Below are 23,064 nucleotides of genomic sequence, written 5' to 3'. Positions count from 1 at the left end.
GCCATGTTCCTTTCACTTTCGGGACACTCCCTGCGCACCCACGCCAAGCTCCACGACATCAGCCGCACCCGCCTCTCCCTCGCCAACACCGTCCTCAAGTACGCCCGCGATCTCGCAGAGCAGGTCCGCGACGGCAAGCTCGGACTCGATGCCGCTGCCGACGTCGCACGCCAGCGCAAGGCCGAGGCCGAAGCCATCCAGGCCAAGCACGACAACCTCCGCCGCCACGCCCCCGACCTCGCCGTCCAGGTCACCGAAGGCCACCTCGCCCTCGACGCCGCCACCCAACTGCTCAGCCAGCGGCAGGAGGAAGTCCGCAACGACCAGCAGTACCTGACCGCCATCGCCGAACGCTGGGACGCCCTCCAGAACCTCGCCATCCCGGCCGCCGCACCTCGGTTCACTCCCAAGAAGGCTCTGCCAACAGCCGACCAACCACTCGGACAATCACCTCGGGGTCTCCGTCGTAGAGGACGGCGTCCTCGCTCTCGATCGGATCCTCAAACCGCGCGAAGAAGTCGTCCAACGCTTCGGGCGTGACGGTGAGCGCATTGGCGTCCACACGCTGGTTGCGCTGCTCCAGGCGCCGCAGCAGCTCGTCCCTCTCGACGGGAAGGTAGACCAGCAGCCAACGACCGCCAGCGGTCTCCACTGCCTTCTTCCACGCCTCCCGGTCGGAGCGGCGCCACAGGCCGTGGTCGAGGACGACATCCTGTCCGGCAGCCAGGTGCTCGGTCAGCCGCCTGCGGACGGAATCGAGCACCGGGCGTTCACGCTCGAAGTACTCGCTCTCAGGGGAGTCGACGCCGTAGCGACCGTGGAGGCGGTGGACTTCCTCGTCCACGGACAAGCGAACCAGGCCGTAGTCGGCGAGAGTCTGGGCGAGCACGGTCTTGCCCGAGCCAGTTATGCCGGCCAGCAGGACGGCGAGCGGTGCAGTCTTCAAGCGCCAGCTTCCTTCCCAGCGGGCTGTCGGGTAGCCGACTTGGCTGTTCCAGCAGAGACCAGAGACACCCTCGTCATGCCACTCAGGGCACCAACTGGCAAAACTGTCAACACGCTTGGCGCCCCAACCGCCGGATCCGCAGACCGAGGGTGGCGAATCAGCTCAAGTAGACCTTCTGCCATTCCACCGAGGTCATCGTCAGCGCCGCCTCTGCCAATGTCCGTGCGGACTCCGTCTTCAGGCTGCCGAGGCTGCTGTCGATCCACGGCTGGACGTTCTGGTAACCCTGCTCGCGGTACTCGACCGCCTGGATCAGGCATTCGAGCTTGTCGGCGTCGTGGGCCACGGTCACTTCGAGGCTCTCGGCGTTCTCGTACTCTTCCACGATCGCCTGGACGCCGGCGAGCACAGCCGGGTGGGCCGCACTGACCTGATCTGCCGTCACCTTCTCGTTGGACGAGGCGGTGAGGTAGCGCCGGCCGATGTGCGGGATGTCGCCGATCCGCGTCTCCTGGGTGTCGTGGAAGGTGCAGAGCAGCGCCACCTTGGCCGGGTCCGCGCCCTCCATCATCGCCAGTACAGCGCCGACGACCGCCGTACGGAAGCTGTGCTCGGCGATGGTCTCCGGGTCCTTGACTCCGGCGATCCACCAGCCGGACCGCTTGGCCCGCTTGAGCATCCCCATCTCCAGCAGGAAGCTCGCCGTGCCCTGCGACTGCTTGTCGTCCGTCATCGCCGTCCTTCAGGTGCGTTGGATCAGTTGCGGGTGGTGCCGAATCCGCCTATCCGAAGACCGTAGTACACGGCTTCCAGTTCGCGGCGGGACTGCGAGGAAAGTCTGTCCCCATCCAGAAGGATCCGAACACGCGCGCCGAGATCTTCGGCTACGTGCGGGTCGGCATCGAGCAGGCCTCGCCTGGCGATCAGCAGGGCCCAGATCGAGTGAACGTACAAGTCCGTATATTCGGCTGCTCGATCGAGCCGGACCGCGAGCTGCCGTAACAGCGCGGAGGCGTCCCAGACCGGACGGCCGCGTTCGGCCATGAAGCTGTCGTCTATCTGCGGGCGGGAGTCCAGGCCCAGCCAGTGGGCCCAGTAGTTCAGGTTCGCGTTCTCGGCCGCGTCGTTCTCGGTCAGGGATCGGGCGATGAAGTCGCGCAGCAACTCGGGGTCGCCCTGCCGTGCGAGGGCAGCGGCAACCGACCGGGCCTCCGCCCACCGAGGCGACCAGCCCGAAACCGAGGCAGTCAGCCGGCCGCTGCGGCGCATCCCATCGAACCAGTCTGCAGCGTCCCAGCCGCGCTCGTAGGAGGAGAGGTAGAACACCTGCCGCCGCAGCAGCGCGACGTCCTCGCCCTCCCGGCCGGCTCTCTCGGCGTTCTGGCGGAGGGTGTTGAAGAACGTGGAGCGGTCTGCCGCGCCGAGGATCGGGGCAGAAGCTACCGGGCCGCGCCGGGCTGCCGGGAGGTTCATCTGGGCTGCGACCACGCCAGGAAGGACGCCACTGACGGCCCATCCGATCATGTGAGTGGTGTCGCGCGTCAAAACCCAGCTGGCGAGCGGATGTTCGCCCGTTGGCTGGTCGCCAGCGCTGATCAGGATCTCGCCCAGGATGAAGTCGGCATCCATCGCCAGGTTCAGCGCTTCCACCAATGGGGGTGGCGCCCCAAGGCGGATGAGCTTGCGACGCACGGCGACGAGGTTGCCGACTTTCGTCGCAGACAGCGGACGACGGCCCGACTCCCACCCTTGCAGCGTGCTCTTGTCCACGCCGAGGTCGGCGGCCAACTCCTCCTGTGTGCGCGGGATCTGCTCACGGATGACCTTGAACAGGAAGCCGGTCACCAGGCCGTCCGGCCCGCGTTCGGACACACTGCGACTGCCAGTCAGTGTTTCCCCACGCCGTGATGGCGTACGAGCGGACATTCCGGCGCCCCCTGGGCCTCGATCGTCTGGGCAACTCGTACCCGCAGTCCGTCGAACCTCAGCGTCACTAGCCGTAGTTTCATCGCTACGGCATCGCCACGCGATGGAGGAAGCCTAGTTCCTGCTCGGCGCCTCTGGTCACGATCCGCGGGATGCCTGCCGCCCCGAAGTAAGGAAAGGCGGAACATCCGCTTCCTTGGATCTTCGGAGTGGCCCTCAGTCGGCGGCCCCTCCCCGTGAATTCCCCCGCCAGGGAGGGGCCGCCTCCAGGCCGAAAGGAGGAGGGCCGATGTCCCGTCAGTTGCCGCTCCCGGACGAGTTCCACGTGAAAGACGAAGTCAACGCCGTACACCATGCCCGCAACCGCATCACCACCGTGGTGGGTAGCTGGGACGTGCCCCTCTCCCGAGCCGCCCTGGCCGACGTGAAGCTCTGTGCCAGCGAGGTGATCACCAACGCACTGCTGCACGGCGGTGGCGAGTGCAGTGTCCGCGTCCAGTGGACCGGCACACACCTCAAGATCGACGTCACCGACCTGTCGTTGCGACCGCCGCAGCCGGCCGCCCAGAACACCGAAGCTCTCGGGGGCCGTGGGCTCACGCTGGTCGAGGAGTTCTCGCACTCGTGGGGCTGGGAACCGCACGGAGCCGGCAAGAAGGTGTTCTTCCTGGTGGCCGCGGATGCCGCACTCATCGGCGACAGGCGCCTCACCTCGCTCGTTCGGGCCGCCAACGACCAGCTCCAGCAGGTACCCGCCTAACCAGGGACGGGGCATCGCCTGCACCAGCTCCCCGTCCCGACCCCGCAGGAGTGAAAGGACTGACGACATGAGGTTCAACCTCCGCGCCAACATGCTCGACGAGTTCTTCCGAGCCCGGATCGGCCCCAAGGTGACAGCCCCGCTCTGGGTGGCCCACCAGCTGGAGAACACCGCGAAGGTCTACCTTCCGGCGTACCGGCAGACCGCCGGGCGCAAGCCGATCTCCCGTACCGTCTTCGAGCTGGCCGCGCTCACCGCCCGCTGGCGCTGTCTGCCGTTCCACTACTTCCGGTACGAGCTCTACCGGGCTGGCGTGGATCTGGCCGATGCGGCGGCGTACGTGCCGGACACCGTCTTCTACAGCCGCCTGCTGCCCCTTGTGAACCGCTCCGTCCTCCTGTTGGACGACAAGGTCGCGTGCAAGCGCATCCTGGGCGACGCGGGCGTTCCCCAGCCGCTGCTCCTGATGACCGGGGAGCGGGACTCATCCTTCGACCGGGCCGGCCGGCAAGTGCCGGCGAAATCGCCCGGCGCACTGGACACCGCCCTCCGTGGCATCGCCGAGGTGGTGATCAAACCTGCCCGGCACACCAGCGGCGGTGTGGGCGTCCTGGTCCTGACCAACGAAGGCGGCAAACTGCTCCACCAGGACGGCCGCCCGTTCTCCCTCGCCGGGTACGGCGCGCAGTGGGGAGGCTGGCTGATCGAAGCGTTCGTCCAGCAGCACGACGAGTTGGCCGCGTTCAACCCGCACTCGCTGAACACCTTCCGGGTCATCACCCACGTCCACCCGGTCCACGGCCCACAGGTCCTCTACTGCCTGTTCAAGAGCAGCACCAGCAACGAGGCCGTCGACAACGCCTGCAACGGCGGTCTCTACGTCCGGGTGGACACCGCTACCGGCGCCCTCGACGAAACCGCCCACACCACCGCGCTCACCCGCTACACCCAGCACCCCGTCTCCGGCCTCACGTTCGCCGGCCAGAAGATCAGCGCCATCCGCCAGGTCGTCGAAGTGGCCGAACGCGCCGCCGTCCACTTCCCCCGTACCCCGGTCATCGGCTGGGACATCGCCGTGGACCACGACGCCGAGGCACTCGTCATCGAGGGCAACAGCGGCCCGAGCCTGATGAACCTCCAGCGCACCCACGGCGGCCTGGCCGACGCCCTCGGAACGTCCTTGATCACCAACCACAGGAGGTCGTGAACATGCCCCGGACTCCGAACACCGCCCTCGGACTCGCCCGAGAGGCGATGTCCCCGCTGCTGACCGATTGGATGACCAAGCCCGAAGTCCAGGCCCTGTACATCCTGTCCTCCAGCGCCGACTGCCCCGACAACCCGACCTGCTTCGACGAGGAATCCGACTTCGACGTCGCCGTCGTCCTCGACATCCCCCTGCAAGCCAGCGAGTGGCGCCCCCACTTCCCGGACACCTGCCAACTGATCGCTGACCGCATCCCCAACTGGGTGCCCAAGTTCCTCTTCCACGTCCCCATGCCGTGGGGCTCCATGGAGGTCAACGTCCACCAGCTGATCTACCAGTACGAGTGCGACCCCAGGACTGCCTGGCCCGGCGAGAAGTGCGACACCTACCTCCACAAGAGCCAGGTCCTCCACGACCGCGGTGGCTCGTTCCAGGAGCTCATCCACCACAAGGCCCAGGCCGCCCGCACCCAGCTCGGCCTGGAACGCGAGCGGCTGGCCAACCGGATCACCTGGGACGTGCGGGAGATGTCCCTGCGCCAGTCCCGCCGCCTGGGCCCGGAGGCCGGCCATTACCTGCTCAACCTCGCGGTGGACGAGGTGATCGACTGCATCTACGCCACGGCCGGCCAGTTCATCCCCAACAGGAAGTGGAAGCTGAGCCAGCTCGTCAGCCGGGGGTTCATCACCGAGGAGCAGGCCGGAATCCTCCGTGACGCCATCCGCTGCGACCCCACCTGCCGGAGCGACCTCGAACGCCGCGTCGAGGCCCTGGAGATGTTCTGCGCGACCATCGACGGGTTCGTCACCGACGGCCCCGAGGCCCAGCAGATCCGGAGCCGCTACCAGCACCGACTGCAGCTGAGGGGATCGCGATGCGCGGATCCGGACGGAGCGGCCTGGTAGGCCCTGCGCGATAGGCTTCTCAACCCTGCTGAACCCGGCCTGACGGTCAGCCAAATCTGTTCATAGGACTGACCGTTAGGCCCGTTTCAGCTCATCACACAGCACCGACCCGGGAGAGGTCCGAGAGATGGCGATCAGGCTGCACAACACACTGACCAAGGCCAAAGAGGAATTCGTCACCATGACGCCCGGCGTGGTCAAGATGTTCGTCTGCGGTCCGACCGTCTACGGGCTGAGCCACGTCGGCCACGCGAAGACGTACACCCAGTTCGACTTCGTCGCCCGCTACCTCAAGAAGCGCGGCTACCAGGTCACTTACGCACAGAACCTCACCGACGTCGACGACAAGATCATCCGCAGGGCCAACGAGCTGGGCATCGACCCCCGCGACCTCGCCGCCGAGTACGAGAAGCACTACCTCGACGACATGGCCGCCCTGCGCAACACCAACGTCGACATCTTCGGCCGCGCTCACGACCACATCGACGAGATCGTCGCCCAGGTCCAACAACTCATCGAGCGCGGCCACGCATACCGGCTCGACGACGGCTGGTACTACGACCTGAGCACCTTCCCCGGGTACGGGAAACTGTCCGGCCGCACCGAGGTCAAGGCTGAAGACTCGGTCGCCCGGGTGGACGAGAACGAGCACAAGCGCAACCCCGGCGACTTCGCCCTCTGGAAGGCCCGCAAGCCCGGTGAGCCGTACTGGGCCACCGCCCTCGGCGAGGGCCGGCCAGGCTGGCACATCGAGGACACGGCCATCACCGACACCATCTTCGGCCCCCAGTACGACCTCCACGGCGGCGCCGTCGACCTCATCTTCCCGCACCACGAAGCCGAGATCGCCCAGATGGAGGCCGCCTCCGGACTCGACCCGCTGGCCCGCTACTGGATGCACGCCGGGCTGCTCCGTGTCGACGGCGCCAAGATGTCCAAGAGCACCGGCAACTTCCTGACCATCCGCGACATCCTCAAGACCGCTGACTTCCGCACCCTCCGGTACGCCTTCCTCAGCCAGCACTACCGCTCCTCCATGGAGCTGAACGACACGACGCTCGACCAGGCCCGAGCCGCCCGCCGACGCGTGGAGAACTTCGCCCGCCTGATCGACCGCAACCACGCGGAGAGCCCCGCGAGCATCGCCCTGGCTCGCAGTGCCCGCGATGCGATCTTCGAGCGGTTGGATGACGACCTCGACACCCCTGGTGCGCTCGCCGCCCTCTTCGACTACATCCGCGAGCAGAACCGGCGCGAGGAGCCTCCGGGCGCCGCCGCTCTGGCCCTGCTCCAGGATTTCGACGAACTCTTCGACGCCTTCGACCTCGACGACCGCACGACGGACGACGCCGAGATCGAATCCCTGCTCGCCCGCCGGCGCGAACTGCGCCAGGCCCGCAGGTTCGAGGAAGCCGACGAGATCCGCAAGGCCCTGCAACAGCGGGGGATCGTCATCGAGGACACCCCCGACACGACCCGATGGTGGTTCACAGAACAGGTGACATCCGCATGACCTCAACCTCCTGGAACACGCTCGGCCCCCTCACCGTCGACAACGCCCTGCCCGCAGTCCTGTGCGAGGAGCTGCTGCGGCACTTCGAGCACAGCGCCCAGCGCCCCCGCAGCTACCAGGGCATGGTCGACCAGAGCATGCGCAATTGCGAGTACGGCGAGGTGCCCGAGGCCCTCGCCAACCTCGTCACCGCGGCCGTCACGCCGCACGTCGATGCCTTCTTCGGTGTCGCGACCTACCCCGTCCCCGGCCAGCCGACCCTGATCTACCGCTACGGCCCTGGGGTCGGCTTCGTCACCCACCACGACGAAGTCACCGCGCAGGAACTCGAACGGGCCGCCACCAACGGCCAGCCCGTCATCGGCGGCGATCTCACCACCGTGCTCTTCCTCAGTGGCCCCTACGAGTACGCCGGCGGCGCCCTCTACTTCGAGGAGCCTCCGCTCGACCTCCGCCCGGCCAAGGGAGCGCTCGTCGCCTTCCCCGCCACACGCGCCTTCATGCACGGCGTCCGCCCCATCACAGCAGGTGCCCGCTACACCGTCCTGGCCCGCCGGTTCGTGAAGAGCTCGATCCCGAGCGCCGCCTGACTCCGCCCCATACGGCGCGGAGAAGGACACGCCCGGTAGCTCAACCTGTTGTCCCCCGCCCCGCCATGGCGGGGCGGGGGACTCGGTCACTCGGAGGGAAGCTCCCCGATGACGCCGGTCCCGGAGGAAGCTCACCTGGTGATACCAAGGCTGGTGGGACCAGCGCGAAGGCGTTGGTCCCACCAGAGCGGAACTTCACAGGGCTTACGCCGGGGAGGTCGACCTCCACAGACGGCGGATCTGCGCCTCAGCGAGCCTTACTGATTCGGTTGGAACGACGAACTGTGTGTGCTCGATGCCATGATCCGGCCACACGAGCGAGAGGGTAGATTCGCCCGCTGTGGGCAAGGATCGGATCCAGTAGCCGAGTCGCCAACTGGGGCCGCTGGAGGACGCGTACCGAACGATCGCGCTCCGATGGGGCCCTTGTGCGCTTACGGCATTCTGGTTCCCCGCCGCGAGGTGGATGGCTATCCCGTCGGGATACCGAAGGGCGAGGTGGAGGTGGCCACTTCCTACGCCCGGCTCGTTACGCATGAGCCGCCTCAGCTCGGTCAATGCCCCTGAAGGGGTGTCGCGCTTGTTGAAGCGGATCTCGAGGTCCACGGCGAGGCCCGTTGAGAACGCCAGGAGTTGGGTGATGATCACGGCGGTAGCCATACCTTCGGCGACGAACGGCGGACCAAGGATCTGTCCACCCACCTCGTTCTCAGGCGGTCTCACGTTAGGTGGACCGTCACCGCGATGACTGACAGTTGCGATCATTCCCGTCATACTTCTTCCCCTGCACTGATGTTCTCGCCTACAGACAGGTGACGTTGCCCCCATCCAGCCGGGTCCAGCCGCCGCCCAGCGGTTCGCTCCGCCGCAGGTCAGGACGCCCGCGAACCCCGGCGGACACCGTTCGGGGAACGGTTGAGAAGGTCCTTCGAGCGTGTCTACTCGGCCGGCGGAGATGATTCGTTGACTGCGCGCTCGAGAAGACCGTTGAAGAGGATCTCTGCGAGCCGCCGCGCCTTCCACGCCGGCCACTCTTCGACCTCGAAGTGGACCTCAGTCTCGCTGTTCTTCCAGCAGTTGTACTGGCCTACGGACGTCCCCTGAGGATGGTCGCACCCGGCGGGTTCCTTCGTCATGCCTGGAGCATCGCACAGCCCAGATCTCGGGATGCGAGGCTCAACTGAACCGGCGGGAGGGTTGGTCCGGAGGAGCCCCCGCCGGGGTTCCCGCGCGACCGCCGACACCCAGCGCGACCGGCGGAAGGGCACTCCACCCGCCGTCCGACCGGAGAGAGCGAAGCGGGCGCGGCACCTCCGGATCGGCCGAAGGCCGATGCCTCTCCGACCTGGCTGCTAGACACATCGTCGACCTACTGCTGCACCTGTTGGCCGACACCAGCTCCGATGCGTCGGTCATGGAGTACCTGCGACCCATCCGGCAATACGCCGAAGAATTCCTAGCAGGATGGATCCCCTGGATCCTCTAGGCCAAGCCCGATGGGCGGTGGTTGGAAGTCGGGCTGGCTGCCTTCCCGTTTCCGAGGTCAGCGGGGCGCAGCAGCCGGGGACCGGGGAGACTGCCGGGATGGGCTCGTTTCCGCGGAGCCAGTCGGTGAGCCACTCCGCCAGGGTGAGGTTCTGCGGCACCATCCAGTGCTGCTCGCAGGCCCACCAGTGGTGGCCGAACATCGTGCCTTCGGGGGTGCTGAGGTCGACGCACCACCAAACGATGCCGCCGGTGGTCACCAGCGGCAGCATGGAGCGCGGGTAGGTGTTCGGCGGCTCTCCGGAGGCCTGGGCTGTGTAACCGTCGTAAACGCTCAGCAGGGACACCTCGCCGCTGAAGCATGTACCGGCCCATGTGAGTGACACCGCACCGCCCGTGACCCGGTGGCGCTCGCGGGGGCGGCCCCCGAAGGTACCGAAGCCGCCGTTGGCGCCCTCGCAGTAGAGCCGCCGCAGCAGTGGGGGCAGCGGATACCCGGTGAAGGCTTCGAGCTCGTCCGCGGCTGCCACCGGTGCGGGGCCGGGGAGGCCGTTGGCCTCAGCGAATTCGCGGATCGCGGCGACAAGCTCGTCGTCCGTCCAGGCGGGAGGAGTCATGAGGAGAACCTAGACGAGCAGATCCGATGTGATGAGTGGTCGTAGGCAATCAGCCAGCAGGTGACCGGTGCGCCAATCAGGTTGTTGTGTGACAGCGGCCAGTCTCAACTGGCCGCCAACGGCATGTCTGCCATACCGGGGAACACCCGCCGAGGCCGCCCCCAAACGCACGGCATCGGGTAAGCGTCGGCTCCAGCGCCGGATCCGGCACGCTCGGCGTCAGCTGGCCCTTGAAGATGACCTTGCAAAGCGACCTGCTGCCCCACCTGTCCGTGCGACGGGCTACCGTCTGGGCAGCAAGGCCAGGCTGATGTTCAAGGGATCAATCCTGTTGAGGCACCGACCGGCCAGCCATCCGTTCTCCTACTACAAGGTTGAGCCCCAATGCCGCTTGCTGCCCCTGATGTGGTGCGCCTGTTCACAGCCGGCAGTTCGTACGACTGCGGACAAGGCATGACGGCCACAGTGACTGTACTGCCCGAGACCGCGCTCGCTCTGCCCTCGGGCAAGGTCGCAGCCTGCGATCCGTTCATCGGCCTCGGCGACGACCTGGATCCCTTCACCGCTGAAGTGGATCCGGGCACCTACCCGGTCGTTCTCTCGGTCGTCGAGATCACCCGAGGCGAAGTCCGCGAGGTCGTGGATGAGCGTGTCGCCGCCGCCTGGCTGCAGGTGAGCGACAAGCCGACCGTGGAGTGGACCCTGGCCCTGAGTGACGGCCAAGCCCTCGATGACCTCGGCGACACGGAGTTCTTCGGCTACGGCGTCGACGCCGGGACCGGCTGTTTCGTCGATGCCACCGCCAGCGCCCCGCTCGGCGACCTGCTCGCTGAGGACTACGAGCTCCTGGAGGCGGCCCTGTTCGGCGAGGAGAACTCCATGGTGCGCGCCCCGGCTGTTCTCACCGACCCCGAGAGCGGCCACAGCCTCATCGCTTTCTCTTCGGGTTGGGGCGACGGCCACTACCCGACGTGGGTCGGCCGAAGCATCGACGGCACGATCACCGGCTTCGTAACGGAGTTCTTCGTGGTACCGCAGCCGGGCCGCGACCCCGTCGACGAGTAGAACCGACAGCGCCAACGCCAGATCGTGGTCTCAGTTCTGGTCTCATTCACCCCCGTTCGGCCAGGTTCAAGCTCTGCCTAGCCGTCCGCTCCGGCGCAGGTCAGGACGGGTGTGAACCCCGGCGGACAGTGCCGAGGAGAATTGGAAAGCGTGTTGGGGGTAACCCCTCACGAGTTCGAATCTCGTATCCTCCGCCTTCACGAAGGCCCGGACCCCTCAGCTTGGGTTCCGGTCGGGGCCTTCTTCGTTCCGTGGTCTCAGTTTTGGTCTCAGTCGCGAATCCGGGCCTCGGCGGCGGCCTCCGGGCCGCCGCCTTCAACCTCTCCTCCGCCAGCGCCAACCCGGCGGTGACCATCGGCCGAGCCTCTACCGACACATTCGCCGGCATCGCCCCGCCGTCGCGCTGGTGGCCCGTGTCGGCGACCTGCGCAGGACCTCAACGCCGCTGGTGGCCGGCGTCCGGGTTCGCGCACAGGGCGTCGTCGACCAGCTTGGTCTCGGCCTGTTCCACGTGCAGGACGTCCTGCGTGGAATTGGCGCGGACGCCCGACAGGGACACCACGACGCTGCGCCGGCCGTCAGCGGTGACCCCGGTGGCGGTGATCCAACCGGCATCACCGCCCTCATGACCCCAGTACACCCCGCCGCAGGACAGCGGGCGCGAGAAGAGCCCCAGCCCGTCGCGGGCGCCCGGCAGGAGCCGCTCGAACTCCTCGCCGACCGGCATGGTCTGCTGCATCTGCGCCAGCTGTGCCGGTCGCAGCAGCCTGCCGCCGAGCAGGGCGCGGAAGAACTGGTTGAGATCGGCGGTGGTGGAGACGAGCCCGGCCTCTCCGTTGGTGCCCTGGCCGACCTGCTCGGTGACGTCCACCAGCGGCTCGCCGGGCTTGAAGCTCTGATAGGTCTCCGCGTGCGGCCGGGGCAACGTGGGTGAAGTGCCCGGCCAGAAGGTGTGATCGAGGCCGAGCGGCCGGACGATCCGGTCCCTCACCTCCTCGTGCCAGGAGTGCCCGGTGACCCGCTCGATGATCATGCCGAGCAGGACGTAACCGGTATTGGAGTAGTTCCAGCTCCCGTCCTTGCCGGGCGGGAAGTCCGGGCGGTGGCGCATCGCACGGGCGACGGTCTGCTCGGGTGTGTAACTGTCGTACCGGTGCTGGTGGAAGTCCGCCGCCGAGGTGTAGTCCGGGTAGTCGTCGTGGATGCCGCTGGTGTGCTGCAGCAGCTGGCGAATGGTGATCGCGTGACCGTCGTTGCCGTTTCCGGACACCACGCCGGGCAGCCAGCGGTCGACCGAGTCGTCCAGGGAGAGCCTGCGCTCACCGGCGAGTTGCAGGGTCACGGTGGCCACGAACGTCTTGGTGACGCTGGCTATCCGGAAGTAGCCGTTCCGAGAGATCGGCTGTCGGTCCCTCAGGTCCGCGACACCACTGGTGGCGGTCAGGTTCCGGCCGCCGGAGGTGACCAGGCGGGCCTGCACTCCCGTGGCGCCGACTGCGGTGATCGCATCGGCGTCGCGCTGGAGCTGGGTTCGGTTGTCGTGCGGCCCGGCGGCCATCGCGCCGGGCACGCTGGTGGAGAGGATTCCGGCCACGATGGCGGCCAGCGCCAGGTTCCGTCGGATGGATCGGCCGCGCCGCCGTGGCGAAGGATTCTGTGAACTCGTCATGGGCGTTGACGCTAGGTCTGGCCGAGTGAGCAGGCAGTACCGCTCGCTGGTGAGAAGAAGGTGCAGTGGGCTGTAGTGTCAGGCCTGGTGACCATCGCTCAGACTTGTGCGAATGAATCACCATGGAGCTGGCCGGCTTTGGACGATGTGGCGCGGTCTGGGCTATCTGCTGGGAAGCCTGTTGACCGCTGCGGTCGCCGTGTTGGCGCTGCCCGTACTCGTTGTCCCGACGATCGCGCGCGCCTGGGCGTCCTGGCATCGGCGCCGCGCCGACCGGCTGCTGCTTTCCCCGCGGCCCGGTCCCGCTTCGCCGCGTTCTGGTCCCGTCCGGGTCGGTGCGTGGCGTGTTCTCGGATGGCTGTGCGTATCCATCGTGACCAGCCTGGCGCTCGGGCTCGTCGTGGTGCTGTGCGCGGGTAACGCGGTGGCCGCAGCCGTCACGGTGCCCTTGTGGTGGGCGTTGCCCGCCGGCACCCGCGCGGGCGGCTTCGCCGCCGGTGTCCAACTGTCCGGGTGGGGTACGGCGTTGACTCTGGGGACCGCGCAAACCGTGGTCTTCGCAGCCCTGACCTACTGGCTGGTTCCACCACTGGCGCGCCTGCACGCCCGGCTGTGTGTGGCGTTGCTGTCCCCCTCGGCCACCGAGCGGTTGGCGCAGCGCGTGGAGACGCTGACCGAGACGCGGGCCGGTGCCGTCGACGCGCACGGCGCGGAACTGCGCCGGATCGAGCGTGACCTGCACGACGGCACCCAGGCCCGCCTGGTGGCCATCGCGATGCGGCTGGGCCTGGCCCGCGAGTTGCTGAGCGAGGACCCCCGGGCAGTGGCCGGACTCCTGGAGGAAACGCAGGAGAGCACCGAGGAGGCCATGGCGGAGCTCCGCAGCGTGCTGCGGACGATCTACCCGCCGATCCTCGCCGATCGCGGCCTCGCCGGGGCGCTGACCGCACTGGCGACCCGATCGGCGATCGACACCACCCTGGATGTCGGTGACCTCGGCACGGTCCCCGCCGCAGTCGAGGCCGTGGCCTACTTCACGATCGCCGAGGCGCTCACCAACGCCGCCAAGCACAGCCAGGCCACCCGCAGCACCGTCCGCGTCGCACGCGACGGCGACCGGCTGTCGATCGAGGTCGCCGACGACGGGATCGGCGGCGCCGACGAGACGCTGGGTACCGGCATCGCCGGAATCCGCCATCGCGTCATGGCACTCGACGGCACCGTCCACCTCCACAGCCCCGGCGGCGGTCCGACCGCGATCACGGTGAGCGTGCCGTGCGGGTCGTGATCGCCGAGGACAACGTCCTGCTGGCCAACGGGCTGGAACTGCTGCTGACCGCCAAGGGCTTCCACGTCGCCGCGATCGCCCAGGACGCCCCCGGCTTCGCAGCCGCCGTCGCCGAACACCAGCCGGACGTCACCATCGTCGACGTACGGCTACCGCCGACCTTCCGCGACGAGGGCATCCACGCCGCCATCACCGCCCGCCGCCGGCACCCCGGCCTGCCGGTGCTCGTCCTCTCCCAGTACGTCGAGCAGCAGTACGCCGGCGAGCTGATCTCCGACGGACGCGGCGGCGTCGGCTACCTCCTCAAGGACCGCGTGAGCCGGGTGAGCGAGTTCACCGACGCGCTGCGGCGGGTCGCCGCCGGCGGCACCGTCATGGACCCCGAAGTGATCGGGCAGCTCCTCACCCGTCCCGCCCACGACCCGACCGCCGCCCTCACGCCACGCGAACGCGAAGTCCTCGCCTTGATGGCCGAGGGAAAGGACAACGCCACGATCGCGGCCCGGCTCGTCATCACCGACAACGCCGTCCACAAGCACATCGGCAACATCTTCGCCAAGCTCGGCCTCTCGCCGACCGACAGCGGCCACCGGCGCGTCCTCGCCGTCCTCACCTACCTCAGCCGCCACTGAGGAGACGCGGCCGGCGCGCTCCGGCACCACGTAACTACGCGGGCTACTGACCGACTCGATCCGAGGCGTCGCCCATGTGGCCGTCAGGCGACTGAGGGACAGTGCCGAACCGTCTCTCGTCAAGCAGATCGTGCCCTGCGCTGGTTGCAGTTTTGGTTGCGTTCACCCTCGTACAGCAACGTTCAGAGCCCGGCCGATCGGACGCTTAGCCCCAGGTCAAGCTCCCTATGAACGCCCTCGTACACCCGGACGAACAGTTGGAAAGCGTGTTGGGGGCAACCCCTCACGAGTTCGAATCTCGTATCCTCCGCCTCTGCCCAGCTGGGCAAACGATGGCCCCGACCGCGCTGCGGTCGGGGCCATCGCCGTTCCATGGCCTCAGTTCTGGTCTCACTTATTGCGGGCAAATCTGGGCAATCCGGCAAGTCCCGCTCGGAGTGCGCCTATGCCTGGTACTCCCACGGGTTCAGCGTGAGCGCGCCCGTCCGGGCCAGATGCTTGATATTCCGGCTCACCAGTGTCCAACCGTTCGCGATGGCGGTGGCAGCGATCAGTGCATCCGGCGGGTCGATACTCATTCCGGTGCTCTTGAGCTGCCGGTGGACGGCAAGGTAGGCAAGAGCCTCGCGCTCTCCGATGGCAGCGATACGGTCGCGGTACTCGTCCCGGATGCCCTCAAGCGCCTGCTCGAAGGATGCCTGCCGTAGCGGGCCATGCGTCACCGCGATACCTGCCTCGATCTCCGCGATCGTGATCACACTGAGGTAGAGGGCAGGAGCCGGGACGGAGCGGGCCCATGCGACGACCGCCGGGGCCGGCCTGGGCCGAGTGGTGATCTCGGCGACCACGTTGGTGTCGAGCAGGTAGATCACTCGTTGTCCGCTGCGTCATCGTAGGAGCGCTGCCCGAACTCCAGCCCTTCGAAAGGTGCCGACAGGAGCTGTTCGAGGAACCCGTCGCTCCCGAGGGTCGCCCAGCGATGGAGCATGGCCGGCAGAGCATCGATGTCGGCATCAGCGAGTTCGGCATCGAAATGCTCGACTTGATCCGGGGGCAGGGATTCCCTGATCTCCCGGATCGTCCGCAGGGGATGCGATTCGCCAGGACGGCTCGGCGGCCGAGGCACGTTCGGGGCGGTGCTCATGTGATCGGCTCCTCCTCGGTGCAGCCCTCAAGCCAATACGGCCACTCCAGCGTAGGGTCCGGGCACGTCCGGCGTCAGCCGGCTCTTGAAGACGGCCCAGCGCAGCGACCTGCTGCCCCCCGACGTGTCCGTGCCACGGGCTAGCGTCTGGGCAGCACGGTCCGCGACCCGGGGGGTAACCCGTGGAGGCACCGACCGGCCATCCGTTCAACTATTGCGAGAGTGAGCCCCGATGCCGCTTGCCGCCCCTGATGTGGCGCGCCTGTTCACGGCTGGCAGTTCGTACGACTGCGGCCGGGGAATGACAGCCACAGTGACCGCACTGCCCGAGGCCGCGCTCGCTCTGTCCTCGGGCAGGGTCTCGGCCTGCGATCCGTTCATCGGCCTCGGCGACGACGTGCACCCGTTCACCGCTGAGGTGGATCCGGGCACCTACTCGATCGTTCTCTCGGTCGTCGAGATCGCCCGAGGCGAAGTCCGCGAGGTCGTGGATGAGCGTGTCGCCGCCGCCTGGCTGCAGGTGAGCGACAAGCCGACCGTTGAGTGGACGCTGGCCCTGAGTGCCGGCCAAGACCTCGATGACCTCGGCGACACGGAGTTCTTCGGCTACGGCGTCGACGCCGGTACCGGCTGTTTCGTCGATGCCACCGCCGGCGCCCCGCTCGGCGACTTGCTCGCTGAGCACTACGAGCTCCTGGAGGCGGCCCTGTTCGGTGAGGAGAACTCCATGGTGCGCGCGCCGGCTGTTCTCACTGACCCCGAGAGCGGCCACAGCCTCGTCGCTTTCTCTTCGGGTTGGGGCGACGGCCACTACCCGACGTGGGTCGGCCGAAGCATCGACGGCACGATCACCGGCTTCGTAACGGAGTTCTTCGTGGTACCGCAGCCGGGCCGCGGCCCCGTCGACGAGTAGAACCGACAGCGCCAACGCCAGATCGTGGTCTCAATTCTGGTCTCATTCACCCCCGTCCGGCCAGGTTCAACCTCTGCCCAGCCGTACGCTCCGCCGCAGGTCAGGACGAGTGCGAACCTCGGCGGACAGCGTTCGGGAGAATTGGAAAGCGTGTTGGGGGCAACCCCTCGCGAGTTCGAATCTCGTATCCTCCGTCGGCAGAAGACCCGGACCGCTCAGCGGTCCGGGTCTTCGTCGTTCATCGAGCATGTCACTCGGGCTCACACGAGGCCGCAGGCTTCGAACTCGACCCGGTCGAGGATGCGCCGACCGGCCCAGGGGTCCGGATCGGCAATCGGAGCGTCCGGCGAAGCTCGCGCCAGGCGCGCACAACATCGTCGGCCCTCTCGAGGCTCATTTTCTCGAACTCCAGTTCGCCAGACAGCTTCCCGCACCCCCTTGACCTCGGTCGGCATCGCCCACGCGACGCCCCTCCCCCGTGATACATGGAGAGATATACTTACGACGCAGGTTGATATCAGGAGGTGTACCGCATGAGCCGAACCGTGATCGATCTGGACGATGAGCTGCTCGCCGACGTGGCTCAGGCTCTCGGCACCAGCACCAAGAAGGAGACGGTCAACACCGCTCTTCGCGAGGTACTGGAGAACAGACGGCGAGCCCTCGCCCTCACACGGCTGCGCGCCGCAGCCGATGGCGGGGCCTTCGACCTTGAGATCTTCGAAGACAAGAGGAACTACCGCCGGTGAACGCGGCGCAATTCCTGATCGACACCAGCGCGCTCGCGCGATTCGTGCGCGGCGACGCCGAGCAGTACGGCTGGGACCAGGCTGCAGCAGCAGGCTTGATCGCAACCTGCCCCATCACCGAACTCGAGTTCTTCTACAGCGCACGAACGGCCGCCGACCGCGCTCGAGGCATCGAGGACATGCGGTTGCTGTTCGGCTGGGTACCGGTCGACGACCGCGCCTACGACCGCGCCTGGCAGGTCCAGGACTTGCTAACCAGACGAGGCCAGCATCGCAGCGCCGGAGCCGTCGACCTGATCGTCGCCGCCACAGCCGAACTGCAGGGCCTGACCCTCCTACACCGAGACCGCGACTTCGAGTGCATCGCAAACGTCACCGGACAGGCCCTCCAGTGGTACGGGCCAGAAGCCGGCAAGTGAACGCTGCTGGACCCACTCCATGGCTGGTAGAAGGATGGGCGCCCTGCTCCTGTGATCATGCGGCCGCGGCACAGCAGAAGACGGTGCATCGTGGTTGCAGTTCTGGTTGCATTCACCCTCGTCCGGCGCCGTTCAGACCTTAGCCATCGATCTGCTCCGCCACAGGTCAGGACGCCCACGCTCAACCCTGAACGACCGGACGAACAGTTGGAAAGCGTGTTGGGGGCAACCCCTCACGAGTTCGAATCTCGTATCCTCCGCCTGATCGAAGGCCCGGACCGCTCAGCGGCCCGGGCCTTCGGCGTTTCCCGAGACGACCGGCCACCCTGCCATACGGCGAGTATGGTTACTTGTATGGCGTCCAAGAAGGTCACCGTCACCCTCCCCGAGGAACTGCTGGACGAGATCCGTGCGGACAGTGCCGATCGCGGCCTCTCCGCGTACGTCGCCGACGCCCTCCGGGCCAAGCGCGACCGTGACCGCCTGCAGGAGCTGGTCGTCTGGTTGGAGGAGGAACACGGGCCGGTCAGCAGTGACGAACGGGCCGCAGCGTACGCGGAACTGGACGACCTGGACGCGGAGCACGACCGACGCCGGGCAGCCCGCGCCAAGGGCAGCGAGGCGGCCGCGTGAAGAAGCGAGCCGAGGAAGTCCGGCGACTGCGCGTCTTCGTCCTGGACAGTGAGGCACTGTCCGTCGCGGTTCGCGGCGACCGGATGATGATCGCTCGGCTCGACCTCGCCGCGCGCGGCGAGGCGGAGATCGTCACCTCGCCCATGACTCTGGTCGAGGCGTACGACGCACGCACCACGGAGCAGCGCTGGGACTGGGTGCTGTCCCGGGTGAACGTCGCCGAACTCGGCAAGGACGAGGCACGACAGGCGCGTCGGCTCCTGGCGGATGCCGGCCTGCACGGGCACAAGTACGCGATCGACGCCGTGCTCGCGGTGGTGGCACTGCGGCAGCGCGGCCAGGTGACGGTCTTCACCTCCGACCCGGAGGACCTGGAGAGGCTGCTGCCGGACCACGTCGTGGTGGTGAAGGTCTGACCCGTCCGGCCACACTCCGTTGCGGCCCTGCGCTTCGCTCGGCTCCACGGACAGCAATCCAGTGTCGAGGCGATCACGGATCAGCGAACATCCGTCCCGAGGCCCCGGGCCGGGACTTCGATGTCGGCTACACCTGCTTCACCTCGATCCACCCCCAGGAGCGTGCCGTCCACATGGTCTCCACCCCAGTAGTCCTGACGAAGGCGTCCCCCACCGTCTCCCTGGACAAGCACGGCGTGACGTCAGGTCTCATCCGGGTCAACCTGAACTGGACATCGGCCCAGGCCGCCGCCCAACAGAAGACCGGAGAGGCGCGCGGCATCTTCCGGAGGATGCGGGCCTCGTTGCAGGCCGCAGCGGTCAAGGACGTGGATCTCGACCTCGGATGCATGATCAGGTTCAGTGACGGCCGCAAGACCGTCGTCCAGGCGCTGGGCAACTCGTTCGGCTCGGTGGACCGCTTCCCGTACGTCGCGCTCGACGCGGACGACCGGACCGGTGCGCGGGCTACCGGTGAGAACCTCGTGATCAACCTGGATCACCAGGCCGATTTCTCGAAACTCCTCCTCTTCGTCTACATCTACGAGGGATCCGAGGACTTCCGCGGCCTCGACGCGGTGGTGACCCTCACCTCCGACCGCGGTGACCGATTCGAGGTTCGCCTCGACGAGTGCCCACCGCAAGCGCACGCGTGCGCGATCGCCCTGATCAAGCGACAGAAGGGCGAGCTCGTCGTCGGACGCGAGGTCAGGTGGTTCACCCCGAAGGACGGCCCGGGAATCCAGGACGTGATTTCCCGGGCTTACCGGCTCGGCATGACGTGGACTCCGGGCCGTAAGTAGAACCGCGGGCAACAGATCGACTTCCCGTTCCGCTCGGATCGAGGCACCCCGCCGCCTCAGCTACGCCGTTCCACCCGACGTCACGGCGGACGGCGAACTGCGCCGGCGCAGAACATGCGAACACCGCCATGCGCGTGATGGTGATCCTGCAGCGGTGCATCCAGGCGGCAGTCACTTCATCGTCTGCTGTGCTGCACTGCCGTGGTCTCAGTTCTGGTCTCATTCACCCCGGTCCAACCGGGTTCAGCTTCCGCCCGACGAATCACTCCGCCGCAGGTCAGGACAGTCCTGAACGCCGGCGGACGGCGCTGATGAGAATTGGAAAGCGTATTGGGGGCAACCCGTCACGAGTTCGAATCTCGTATCCTCCGCCCGCAGAAGGCCCGCACCGACAGCGGTCCGGGCCTTCGTCGTTTACCCCTGGCCTGCTCGATGGATGTACGTTATTCTGTACGGCATGAAGACGATGAGTGCCACCGAGCTCCGCGGAAATCTCGCCGCCGCGCTCGATGCCGTCGAGAGCGACGCCGAAGAGCTCGTCATCACACGCGCCGGTCACGAGCCGCTGGTTGTCGTCTCCCTGGCTGAGTACGCCTCGCTCCGCGAGACCGACTACTTGCTGCGCTCCCCGGCCAATGCCGACCACCTCCGACACTCCCTGCAGGAGTACCGCGGGGGGCGTGCGGTGCCCCGCGAACTGATCGACCCCGAAGACCTCGCCGAGCAGAGCGCGTGAAGATCCAGTTCACCGAGCGCGGCTGGAGCGACTACCTGTCTTGGCAAGCAGACGATCGCCGCCTCCTCAAGCGCATCAACCTGCTGATCGACGACATCCGCCGAAACGGCAACGAGGGCATCGGCAAACCCGAACCCTTGCGGCACGAGCTCGCCGGGTCCTGGTCCCGCCGGATCGATCAGGAACACCGCCTGGTGTACATCCTTGATGAGCAGGCCGACAGCCTGTGCGTCATCGCATGCCGCTACCAATACGGCAAGTAGAGCCCGAGACCAGCAGAGAGACAAACGCCCTGGTCTCAGTTCTGGTCTCATTCACCTCCGTCCAGCCTGGTTCAGACTCCACTCAGTGGTGCCCTCCACCGCAGGTCAGGACGGGTGCGGATTTCAGCGGACCCTGTCCGTGGGAATTGGAACGCGTTGGGGGCAACCCCTCACGAGTTCGAACCTCGTATCCTCCGCCTCTGCCCAGTGGGCAGTTGAAGGCCCCGACCGGGTTTCCGGCCGGGGCCTTCTTCGTGTCGTGGTCTCAGTTTTGGTCTCGGTTGGGGTTCCGGGCCTCAGGCGGCCAGGGCGCTCGCCCTTCCTGCCCGCGAGGAAGCCCAAGTCGCGCCGCCGGCCCGCGACACCGCTGGGACTACGGCGCCGCACCGAAGTTGCCGCGTGGGGCTGCGGGAGAGACGGTGGCTGTGGGGGATTCTCTTCCATCGAAGGAGGCAGCCCGATGGCCCTGTCCGACACTCTCAGCACCCTCGCCGAGCGGGCCAAGGTCGCCGAAGACCACGCATCCCAGGCCGCCGCCCAGGGCCGCGAACAACTACAGGCCACGGTCGAGCAGGCTCGCAAGGCCGCCCAGGACCAAGCCGCCAAGCTGCAGGAATCGGCGCGTGGCGCCGAGACCAGGACATCGCAGTGGTGGGCCGACATGCAGCGGAACTGGCACGACCACACGGCCAAGGTGAGCAGCGACATCCAGGCCCGGAAGCAGGAGCACGACGCGGCCCGCGCGGCCCGCGTGGCCGACCGGGCCGAGGCGGACGCGGCCGCCGCGATCGCAATCGCGTTGACCGCCATCGAAGAGGCCGAGTACACGGTTCTTGACGCCCGACTGGCGCGCATGGAGGCCGACACGAAGAGCTCGGCGCGGTGACGGCCGGTCGGCTGGCGGTCGCCCGGCCCTCGCTCCGGGAGCAGAACTCGACCTGACGGCCCGGGCCGACGACGCCTGCCGACCGCCCTTCCCGGCCCGCCCACCCGCTGGCCGGACCGACCAACGGCCCGGCCAACGGGTCCGGGCCCCCGGAACCAGGACGATGTGGCGGTGGTCGCCACGGGGGATCACCGTCGCGGCTGCGCGAGCGCCTGCGCGCCGCCGAGTGCCGGCGGTACCGCGCGAGCAGACCGCCGGGGACGGTTGAGCGGACGCGGCCGGGATCGCGCCGGGCCGGCCGAGGGGCAACTCCTCACGAGTTCGAATCTCGTATCCTCCGCCTCTGCCCACCTGGGCAAACCGAAGGACCCGACCGCACTGCGGCCGGGTCCTTCGTCGTTCGCAATCTCATCCGCACTCTCAACGCCCCTGTCCAGAGCCTCCGGGTCATCCTCCGGGAAGGTGGTCTGCCCAACGGCGGCCACCCGTTCCGGAGCATCCGACGGCCCCGGCTCACGCCGAGGCGGCCGCGGCCTCGACGAAGCCGGCAACGGCGGGGTCCAGGTGTTCGGCGGTCCAGGCAAGCACCACACGGCTGGGCGGATAGTCGGTCAGCGGGACGAAGGCCACCCCCTCGGTCCGGTGATGGCGGGCGGCGCCGGCCGGCAGGATGCCGACCGCTCCCTGCCAAACCACGGCATGCAGGCACTCGGCCACCGCCCGGACCACCGGTCCCCCGCCGTCCTGTGTCCGAGGCGTTTCCGCCGTGGACTCCCCCTCCAGGAGCGCTATGGAGGCGGCGCGGCCCGCCTGGCCGAGCCAGTAGCTCCGCCAGGCCGGGTCCACCTCCTCCGGCAGCCTCATCCACGGCCGGTCCGCAAGGTCGGACACCGCCACGCTCTCCCGTCGGGCCAGCGGGTCGCCGGACGGCACGGCCGCGACCACCGGCTCGCTCACCAGTACCCGGACGGACAGTCCTGCAGTGTCGAACGGCAGTCGCGTCAGCGCGACGTCCACCGCACGGGCTCGCAACCCCGCGGTCGGATCGCTGATCCCGGTCTCCCGTAGCCGCACCAGCGTCTCCGGGTGGCTGAGCCGGAAAGCCTCGGCGGCGCGCGGACCGAGACCGCGGCCGGCCCCGGCCACGCTGCCCACCACGATGGTGCGCGGTCCGGTGGTCTGCCGGACGCGTTCACTCGCCCGCTCCGCCGTCTCCAGCAGCTTTCGCGCCTCGGCCAGCAGCACCGCCCCTGCCGCGGTCAGCCGCACGCCCTGTGCCGAGCGGTCGAACAGCCGCGTGCCCAGCGAGTCCTCCAACTCGCGGATCCGCCGGCTCAGCGGCGGCTGCGACATGTGCAGCCGAGCCGCCGCGCGACCGAAATGCAACTCCTCGGCCACTGCCACGAAATACCGCAGACGGCGTAGATCCATTGGTAGTTGGAGGCGCGGTGCCCTGTCGG

Annotated in this window: 27 protein-coding genes and 1 pseudogene; 18 read left to right on the top strand and 10 right to left on the bottom strand. The window is 67.8% G+C overall.

Features of this window, described 5'->3' with window-relative positions; genetic code table 11:
* Positions 1 to 12 precede the first annotated feature (12 nt).
* From LN042_RS33585 to LN042_RS33570, 4 genes are all read right to left on the bottom strand, one after another.
* Complete coding sequence (locus LN042_RS33585) at positions 13 to 447, bottom strand: hypothetical protein (protein WP_230055238.1); 435 nt, start codon at positions 445 to 447, stop codon at positions 13 to 15.
* Complete coding sequence (locus LN042_RS33580; protein WP_230055237.1) at positions 401 to 946, bottom strand: P-loop nucleotide/nucleoside kinase family protein; 546 nt, start codon at positions 944 to 946, stop codon at positions 401 to 403. Before LN042_RS33580 ends, LN042_RS33585 begins: the two co-directional genes overlap by 47 nt.
* Before the next feature lie 157 nt (positions 947 to 1,103).
* Positions 1,104 to 1,679, bottom strand: coding sequence for an HD domain-containing protein (locus LN042_RS33575; protein ID WP_230055236.1), 576 nt, complete (start codon positions 1,677 to 1,679; stop codon positions 1,104 to 1,106).
* Between the two features lie 23 nt (positions 1,680 to 1,702).
* A complete protein-coding gene (locus tag LN042_RS33570) occupies positions 1,703 to 2,791 on the bottom strand; it encodes a helix-turn-helix domain-containing protein (RefSeq protein WP_230055235.1) in 1,089 nt (362 codons plus the stop codon).
* Positions 2,792 to 3,161: 370 nt separating this feature from the next.
* Here LN042_RS33570 and LN042_RS33565 point away from each other — a divergent pair, with 370 nt between their 5' ends.
* The 5 genes from LN042_RS33565 to LN042_RS33545 all read left to right on the top strand — a co-directional run bounded on the left by LN042_RS33565 (position 3,162) and on the right by LN042_RS33545 (position 7,847).
* The gene (locus LN042_RS33565) at positions 3,162 to 3,632 is read left to right on the top strand and encodes an ATP-binding protein (RefSeq protein WP_230055234.1); all 471 of its coding nucleotides are present in this window, start codon (positions 3,162 to 3,164) and stop codon (positions 3,630 to 3,632) included.
* Between the two features lie 67 nt (positions 3,633 to 3,699).
* Positions 3,700 to 4,839 carry a sugar-transfer associated ATP-grasp domain-containing protein gene (locus LN042_RS33560; RefSeq protein ID WP_230055233.1) on the top strand — a complete coding sequence of 380 codons (1,140 nt, stop codon included), beginning with the start codon at positions 3,700 to 3,702 and terminating at the stop codon, positions 4,837 to 4,839.
* Between the two features lie 2 nt (positions 4,840 to 4,841).
* The gene (locus LN042_RS33555) at positions 4,842 to 5,744 is read left to right on the top strand and encodes a hypothetical protein (protein ID WP_230055232.1); all 903 of its coding nucleotides are present in this window, start codon (positions 4,842 to 4,844) and stop codon (positions 5,742 to 5,744) included.
* A gap of 127 nt (positions 5,745 to 5,871) precedes the next feature.
* Positions 5,872 to 7,257, top strand: coding sequence for a cysteine--tRNA ligase (cysS, locus tag LN042_RS33550; RefSeq protein WP_230055231.1), 1,386 nt, complete (start codon positions 5,872 to 5,874; stop codon positions 7,255 to 7,257).
* Positions 7,254 to 7,847 (top strand): 2OG-Fe(II) oxygenase, encoded by a 594-nt coding sequence (locus LN042_RS33545; protein WP_230055230.1) that lies wholly within the window; start codon positions 7,254 to 7,256, stop codon positions 7,845 to 7,847. The genes cysS and LN042_RS33545 overlap by 4 nt, the downstream gene beginning before the upstream one ends.
* A gap of 938 nt (positions 7,848 to 8,785) precedes the next feature.
* Here LN042_RS33545 and LN042_RS33540 read toward each other — a convergent pair.
* Both LN042_RS33540 and LN042_RS33535 read right to left on the bottom strand, forming a co-directional pair.
* The gene (locus LN042_RS33540; protein ID WP_230055229.1) at positions 8,786 to 8,983 is read right to left on the bottom strand and encodes a hypothetical protein; all 198 of its coding nucleotides are present in this window, start codon (positions 8,981 to 8,983) and stop codon (positions 8,786 to 8,788) included.
* Between the two features lie 276 nt (positions 8,984 to 9,259).
* Entirely contained in the window at positions 9,260 to 9,949 is a 690-nt protein-coding gene (locus LN042_RS33535) for a hypothetical protein (RefSeq protein ID WP_230055228.1), read from the bottom strand.
* A gap of 384 nt (positions 9,950 to 10,333) precedes the next feature.
* On the opposite strand from LN042_RS33535, the gene LN042_RS33530 reads away from it, so the two are divergent.
* Together LN042_RS33530 and LN042_RS38175 are read left to right on the top strand one after the other, a co-directional pair.
* The gene (locus tag LN042_RS33530; protein ID WP_230055227.1) at positions 10,334 to 11,014 is read left to right on the top strand and encodes a DUF4241 domain-containing protein; all 681 of its coding nucleotides are present in this window, start codon (positions 10,334 to 10,336) and stop codon (positions 11,012 to 11,014) included.
* Positions 11,015 to 11,343: 329 nt separating this feature from the next.
* A pseudogene (locus LN042_RS38175) lies at positions 11,344 to 11,415 on the top strand (antitoxin); the annotation flags it as partial.
* A 35-nt stretch (positions 11,416 to 11,450) separates the two neighbouring features.
* On the opposite strand, the gene LN042_RS33525 reads toward LN042_RS38175, so the two are convergent.
* On the bottom strand, positions 11,451 to 12,683 hold the full coding sequence (locus LN042_RS33525; RefSeq protein ID WP_230055226.1) for a serine hydrolase domain-containing protein: 1,233 nt from the start codon (positions 12,681 to 12,683) through the stop codon (positions 11,451 to 11,453).
* Positions 12,684 to 13,056: 373 nt separating this feature from the next.
* Between LN042_RS33525 and LN042_RS33520 the strand changes: the two genes are divergently transcribed.
* Both LN042_RS33520 and LN042_RS33515 read left to right on the top strand, forming a co-directional pair.
* The gene (locus LN042_RS33520; RefSeq protein WP_230055225.1) at positions 13,057 to 13,971 is read left to right on the top strand and encodes a sensor histidine kinase; all 915 of its coding nucleotides are present in this window, start codon (positions 13,057 to 13,059) and stop codon (positions 13,969 to 13,971) included.
* Positions 13,959 to 14,603, top strand: coding sequence for a LuxR C-terminal-related transcriptional regulator (locus LN042_RS33515; protein ID WP_230055224.1), 645 nt, complete (start codon positions 13,959 to 13,961; stop codon positions 14,601 to 14,603). The genes LN042_RS33520 and LN042_RS33515 overlap by 13 nt, the downstream gene beginning before the upstream one ends.
* A 443-nt stretch (positions 14,604 to 15,046) precedes the next feature.
* Here LN042_RS33515 and LN042_RS33510 read toward each other — a convergent pair whose 3' ends face one another.
* Together LN042_RS33510 and LN042_RS33505 are read right to left on the bottom strand one after the other, a co-directional pair.
* Entirely contained in the window at positions 15,047 to 15,475 is a 429-nt protein-coding gene (locus tag LN042_RS33510) for a type II toxin-antitoxin system VapC family toxin (protein WP_230055223.1), read from the bottom strand.
* Positions 15,472 to 15,747 (bottom strand): hypothetical protein, encoded by a 276-nt coding sequence (locus LN042_RS33505; protein ID WP_230055222.1) that lies wholly within the window; start codon positions 15,745 to 15,747, stop codon positions 15,472 to 15,474. The genes LN042_RS33510 and LN042_RS33505 overlap by 4 nt, the downstream gene beginning before the upstream one ends.
* A 232-nt stretch (positions 15,748 to 15,979) precedes the next feature.
* Between LN042_RS33505 and LN042_RS33500 the strand changes: the two genes are divergently transcribed.
* The 9 genes from LN042_RS33500 to LN042_RS33460 all read left to right on the top strand — a co-directional run bounded on the left by LN042_RS33500 (position 15,980) and on the right by LN042_RS33460 (position 21,604).
* Positions 15,980 to 16,660, top strand: a complete 681-nt coding sequence (locus LN042_RS33500) for a DUF4241 domain-containing protein (RefSeq protein ID WP_230055221.1) — start codon at positions 15,980 to 15,982, stop codon at positions 16,658 to 16,660.
* Positions 16,661 to 17,193: 533 nt separating this feature from the next.
* Entirely contained in the window at positions 17,194 to 17,409 is a 216-nt protein-coding gene (locus LN042_RS33495; protein ID WP_230055220.1) for a type II toxin-antitoxin system VapB family antitoxin, read from the top strand.
* Positions 17,406 to 17,828 (top strand): PIN domain nuclease, encoded by a 423-nt coding sequence (locus tag LN042_RS33490; protein ID WP_230055219.1) that lies wholly within the window; start codon positions 17,406 to 17,408, stop codon positions 17,826 to 17,828. The genes LN042_RS33495 and LN042_RS33490 overlap by 4 nt, the downstream gene beginning before the upstream one ends.
* 354 nt (positions 17,829 to 18,182) lie before the next feature.
* On the top strand, positions 18,183 to 18,461 hold the full coding sequence (locus LN042_RS33485; RefSeq protein ID WP_230055218.1) for a CopG family transcriptional regulator: 279 nt from the start codon (positions 18,183 to 18,185) through the stop codon (positions 18,459 to 18,461).
* Positions 18,458 to 18,877 carry a PIN domain-containing protein gene (locus LN042_RS33480; RefSeq protein WP_230055217.1) on the top strand — a complete coding sequence of 140 codons (420 nt, stop codon included), beginning with the start codon at positions 18,458 to 18,460 and terminating at the stop codon, positions 18,875 to 18,877. Before LN042_RS33485 ends, LN042_RS33480 begins: the two co-directional genes overlap by 4 nt.
* 173 nt (positions 18,878 to 19,050) lie before the next feature.
* Entirely contained in the window at positions 19,051 to 19,719 is a 669-nt protein-coding gene (locus tag LN042_RS33475; RefSeq protein ID WP_230055216.1) for a hypothetical protein, read from the top strand.
* Between the two features lie 457 nt (positions 19,720 to 20,176).
* Complete coding sequence (locus tag LN042_RS33470; RefSeq protein ID WP_230055215.1) at positions 20,177 to 20,455, top strand: type II toxin-antitoxin system Phd/YefM family antitoxin; 279 nt, start codon at positions 20,177 to 20,179, stop codon at positions 20,453 to 20,455.
* Positions 20,452 to 20,718, top strand: a complete 267-nt coding sequence (locus tag LN042_RS33465) for a Txe/YoeB family addiction module toxin (protein ID WP_230055214.1) — start codon at positions 20,452 to 20,454, stop codon at positions 20,716 to 20,718. Before LN042_RS33470 ends, LN042_RS33465 begins: the two co-directional genes overlap by 4 nt.
* A 460-nt stretch (positions 20,719 to 21,178) precedes the next feature.
* Positions 21,179 to 21,604 carry a hypothetical protein gene (locus LN042_RS33460; RefSeq protein WP_230055213.1) on the top strand — a complete coding sequence of 142 codons (426 nt, stop codon included), beginning with the start codon at positions 21,179 to 21,181 and terminating at the stop codon, positions 21,602 to 21,604.
* Between the two features lie 513 nt (positions 21,605 to 22,117).
* Here LN042_RS33460 and LN042_RS33455 read toward each other — a convergent pair.
* The coding region (locus LN042_RS33455) for a LysR family transcriptional regulator (protein WP_230055212.1) at positions 22,118 to 23,064 on the bottom strand (947 nt) is incomplete at its 5' end.

It is taken from the genome of Kitasatospora humi, assembly GCF_020907985.1.
Taxonomy (GTDB): Bacteria; Actinomycetota; Actinomycetes; order Streptomycetales; family Streptomycetaceae; genus Kitasatospora; species Kitasatospora humi.
This window is presented reverse-complemented; position numbering and strand designations above follow the sequence as displayed.

Coding starts and splice junctions, on each gene's coding strand:
- LN042_RS33575 (WP_230055236.1), bottom strand. CDS start 1,679: ATGACGGACGACAAGCAGTCGCAGGGCACGGCGAGCTTCCTGCTGGAG.
- LN042_RS33565 (WP_230055234.1), top strand. CDS start 3,162: ATGTCCCGTCAGTTGCCGCTCCCGGACGAGTTCCACGTGAAAGACGAA.
- LN042_RS33560 (WP_230055233.1), top strand. CDS start 3,700: ATGAGGTTCAACCTCCGCGCCAACATGCTCGACGAGTTCTTCCGAGCC.
- LN042_RS33555 (WP_230055232.1), top strand. CDS start 4,842: ATGCCCCGGACTCCGAACACCGCCCTCGGACTCGCCCGAGAGGCGATG.
- cysS (WP_230055231.1), top strand. CDS start 5,872: ATGGCGATCAGGCTGCACAACACACTGACCAAGGCCAAAGAGGAATTC.
- LN042_RS33545 (WP_230055230.1), top strand. CDS start 7,254: ATGACCTCAACCTCCTGGAACACGCTCGGCCCCCTCACCGTCGACAAC.
- LN042_RS33540 (WP_230055229.1), bottom strand. CDS start 8,983: ATGACGAAGGAACCCGCCGGGTGCGACCATCCTCAGGGGACGTCCGTA.
- LN042_RS33535 (WP_230055228.1), bottom strand. CDS start 9,949: ATGACTCCTCCCGCCTGGACGGACGACGAGCTTGTCGCCGCGATCCGC.
- LN042_RS33530 (WP_230055227.1), top strand. CDS start 10,334: ATGCCGCTTGCTGCCCCTGATGTGGTGCGCCTGTTCACAGCCGGCAGT.
- LN042_RS33525 (WP_230055226.1), bottom strand. CDS start 12,683: ATGACGAGTTCACAGAATCCTTCGCCACGGCGGCGCGGCCGATCCATC.
- LN042_RS33505 (WP_230055222.1), bottom strand. CDS start 15,747: ATGAGCACCGCCCCGAACGTGCCTCGGCCGCCGAGCCGTCCTGGCGAA.
- LN042_RS33500 (WP_230055221.1), top strand. CDS start 15,980: ATGCCGCTTGCCGCCCCTGATGTGGCGCGCCTGTTCACGGCTGGCAGT.
- LN042_RS33495 (WP_230055220.1), top strand. CDS start 17,194: ATGAGCCGAACCGTGATCGATCTGGACGATGAGCTGCTCGCCGACGTG.
- LN042_RS33485 (WP_230055218.1), top strand. CDS start 18,183: ATGGCGTCCAAGAAGGTCACCGTCACCCTCCCCGAGGAACTGCTGGAC.
- LN042_RS33475 (WP_230055216.1), top strand. CDS start 19,051: ATGGTCTCCACCCCAGTAGTCCTGACGAAGGCGTCCCCCACCGTCTCC.
- LN042_RS33470 (WP_230055215.1), top strand. CDS start 20,177: ATGAAGACGATGAGTGCCACCGAGCTCCGCGGAAATCTCGCCGCCGCG.
- LN042_RS33460 (WP_230055213.1), top strand. CDS start 21,179: ATGGCCCTGTCCGACACTCTCAGCACCCTCGCCGAGCGGGCCAAGGTC.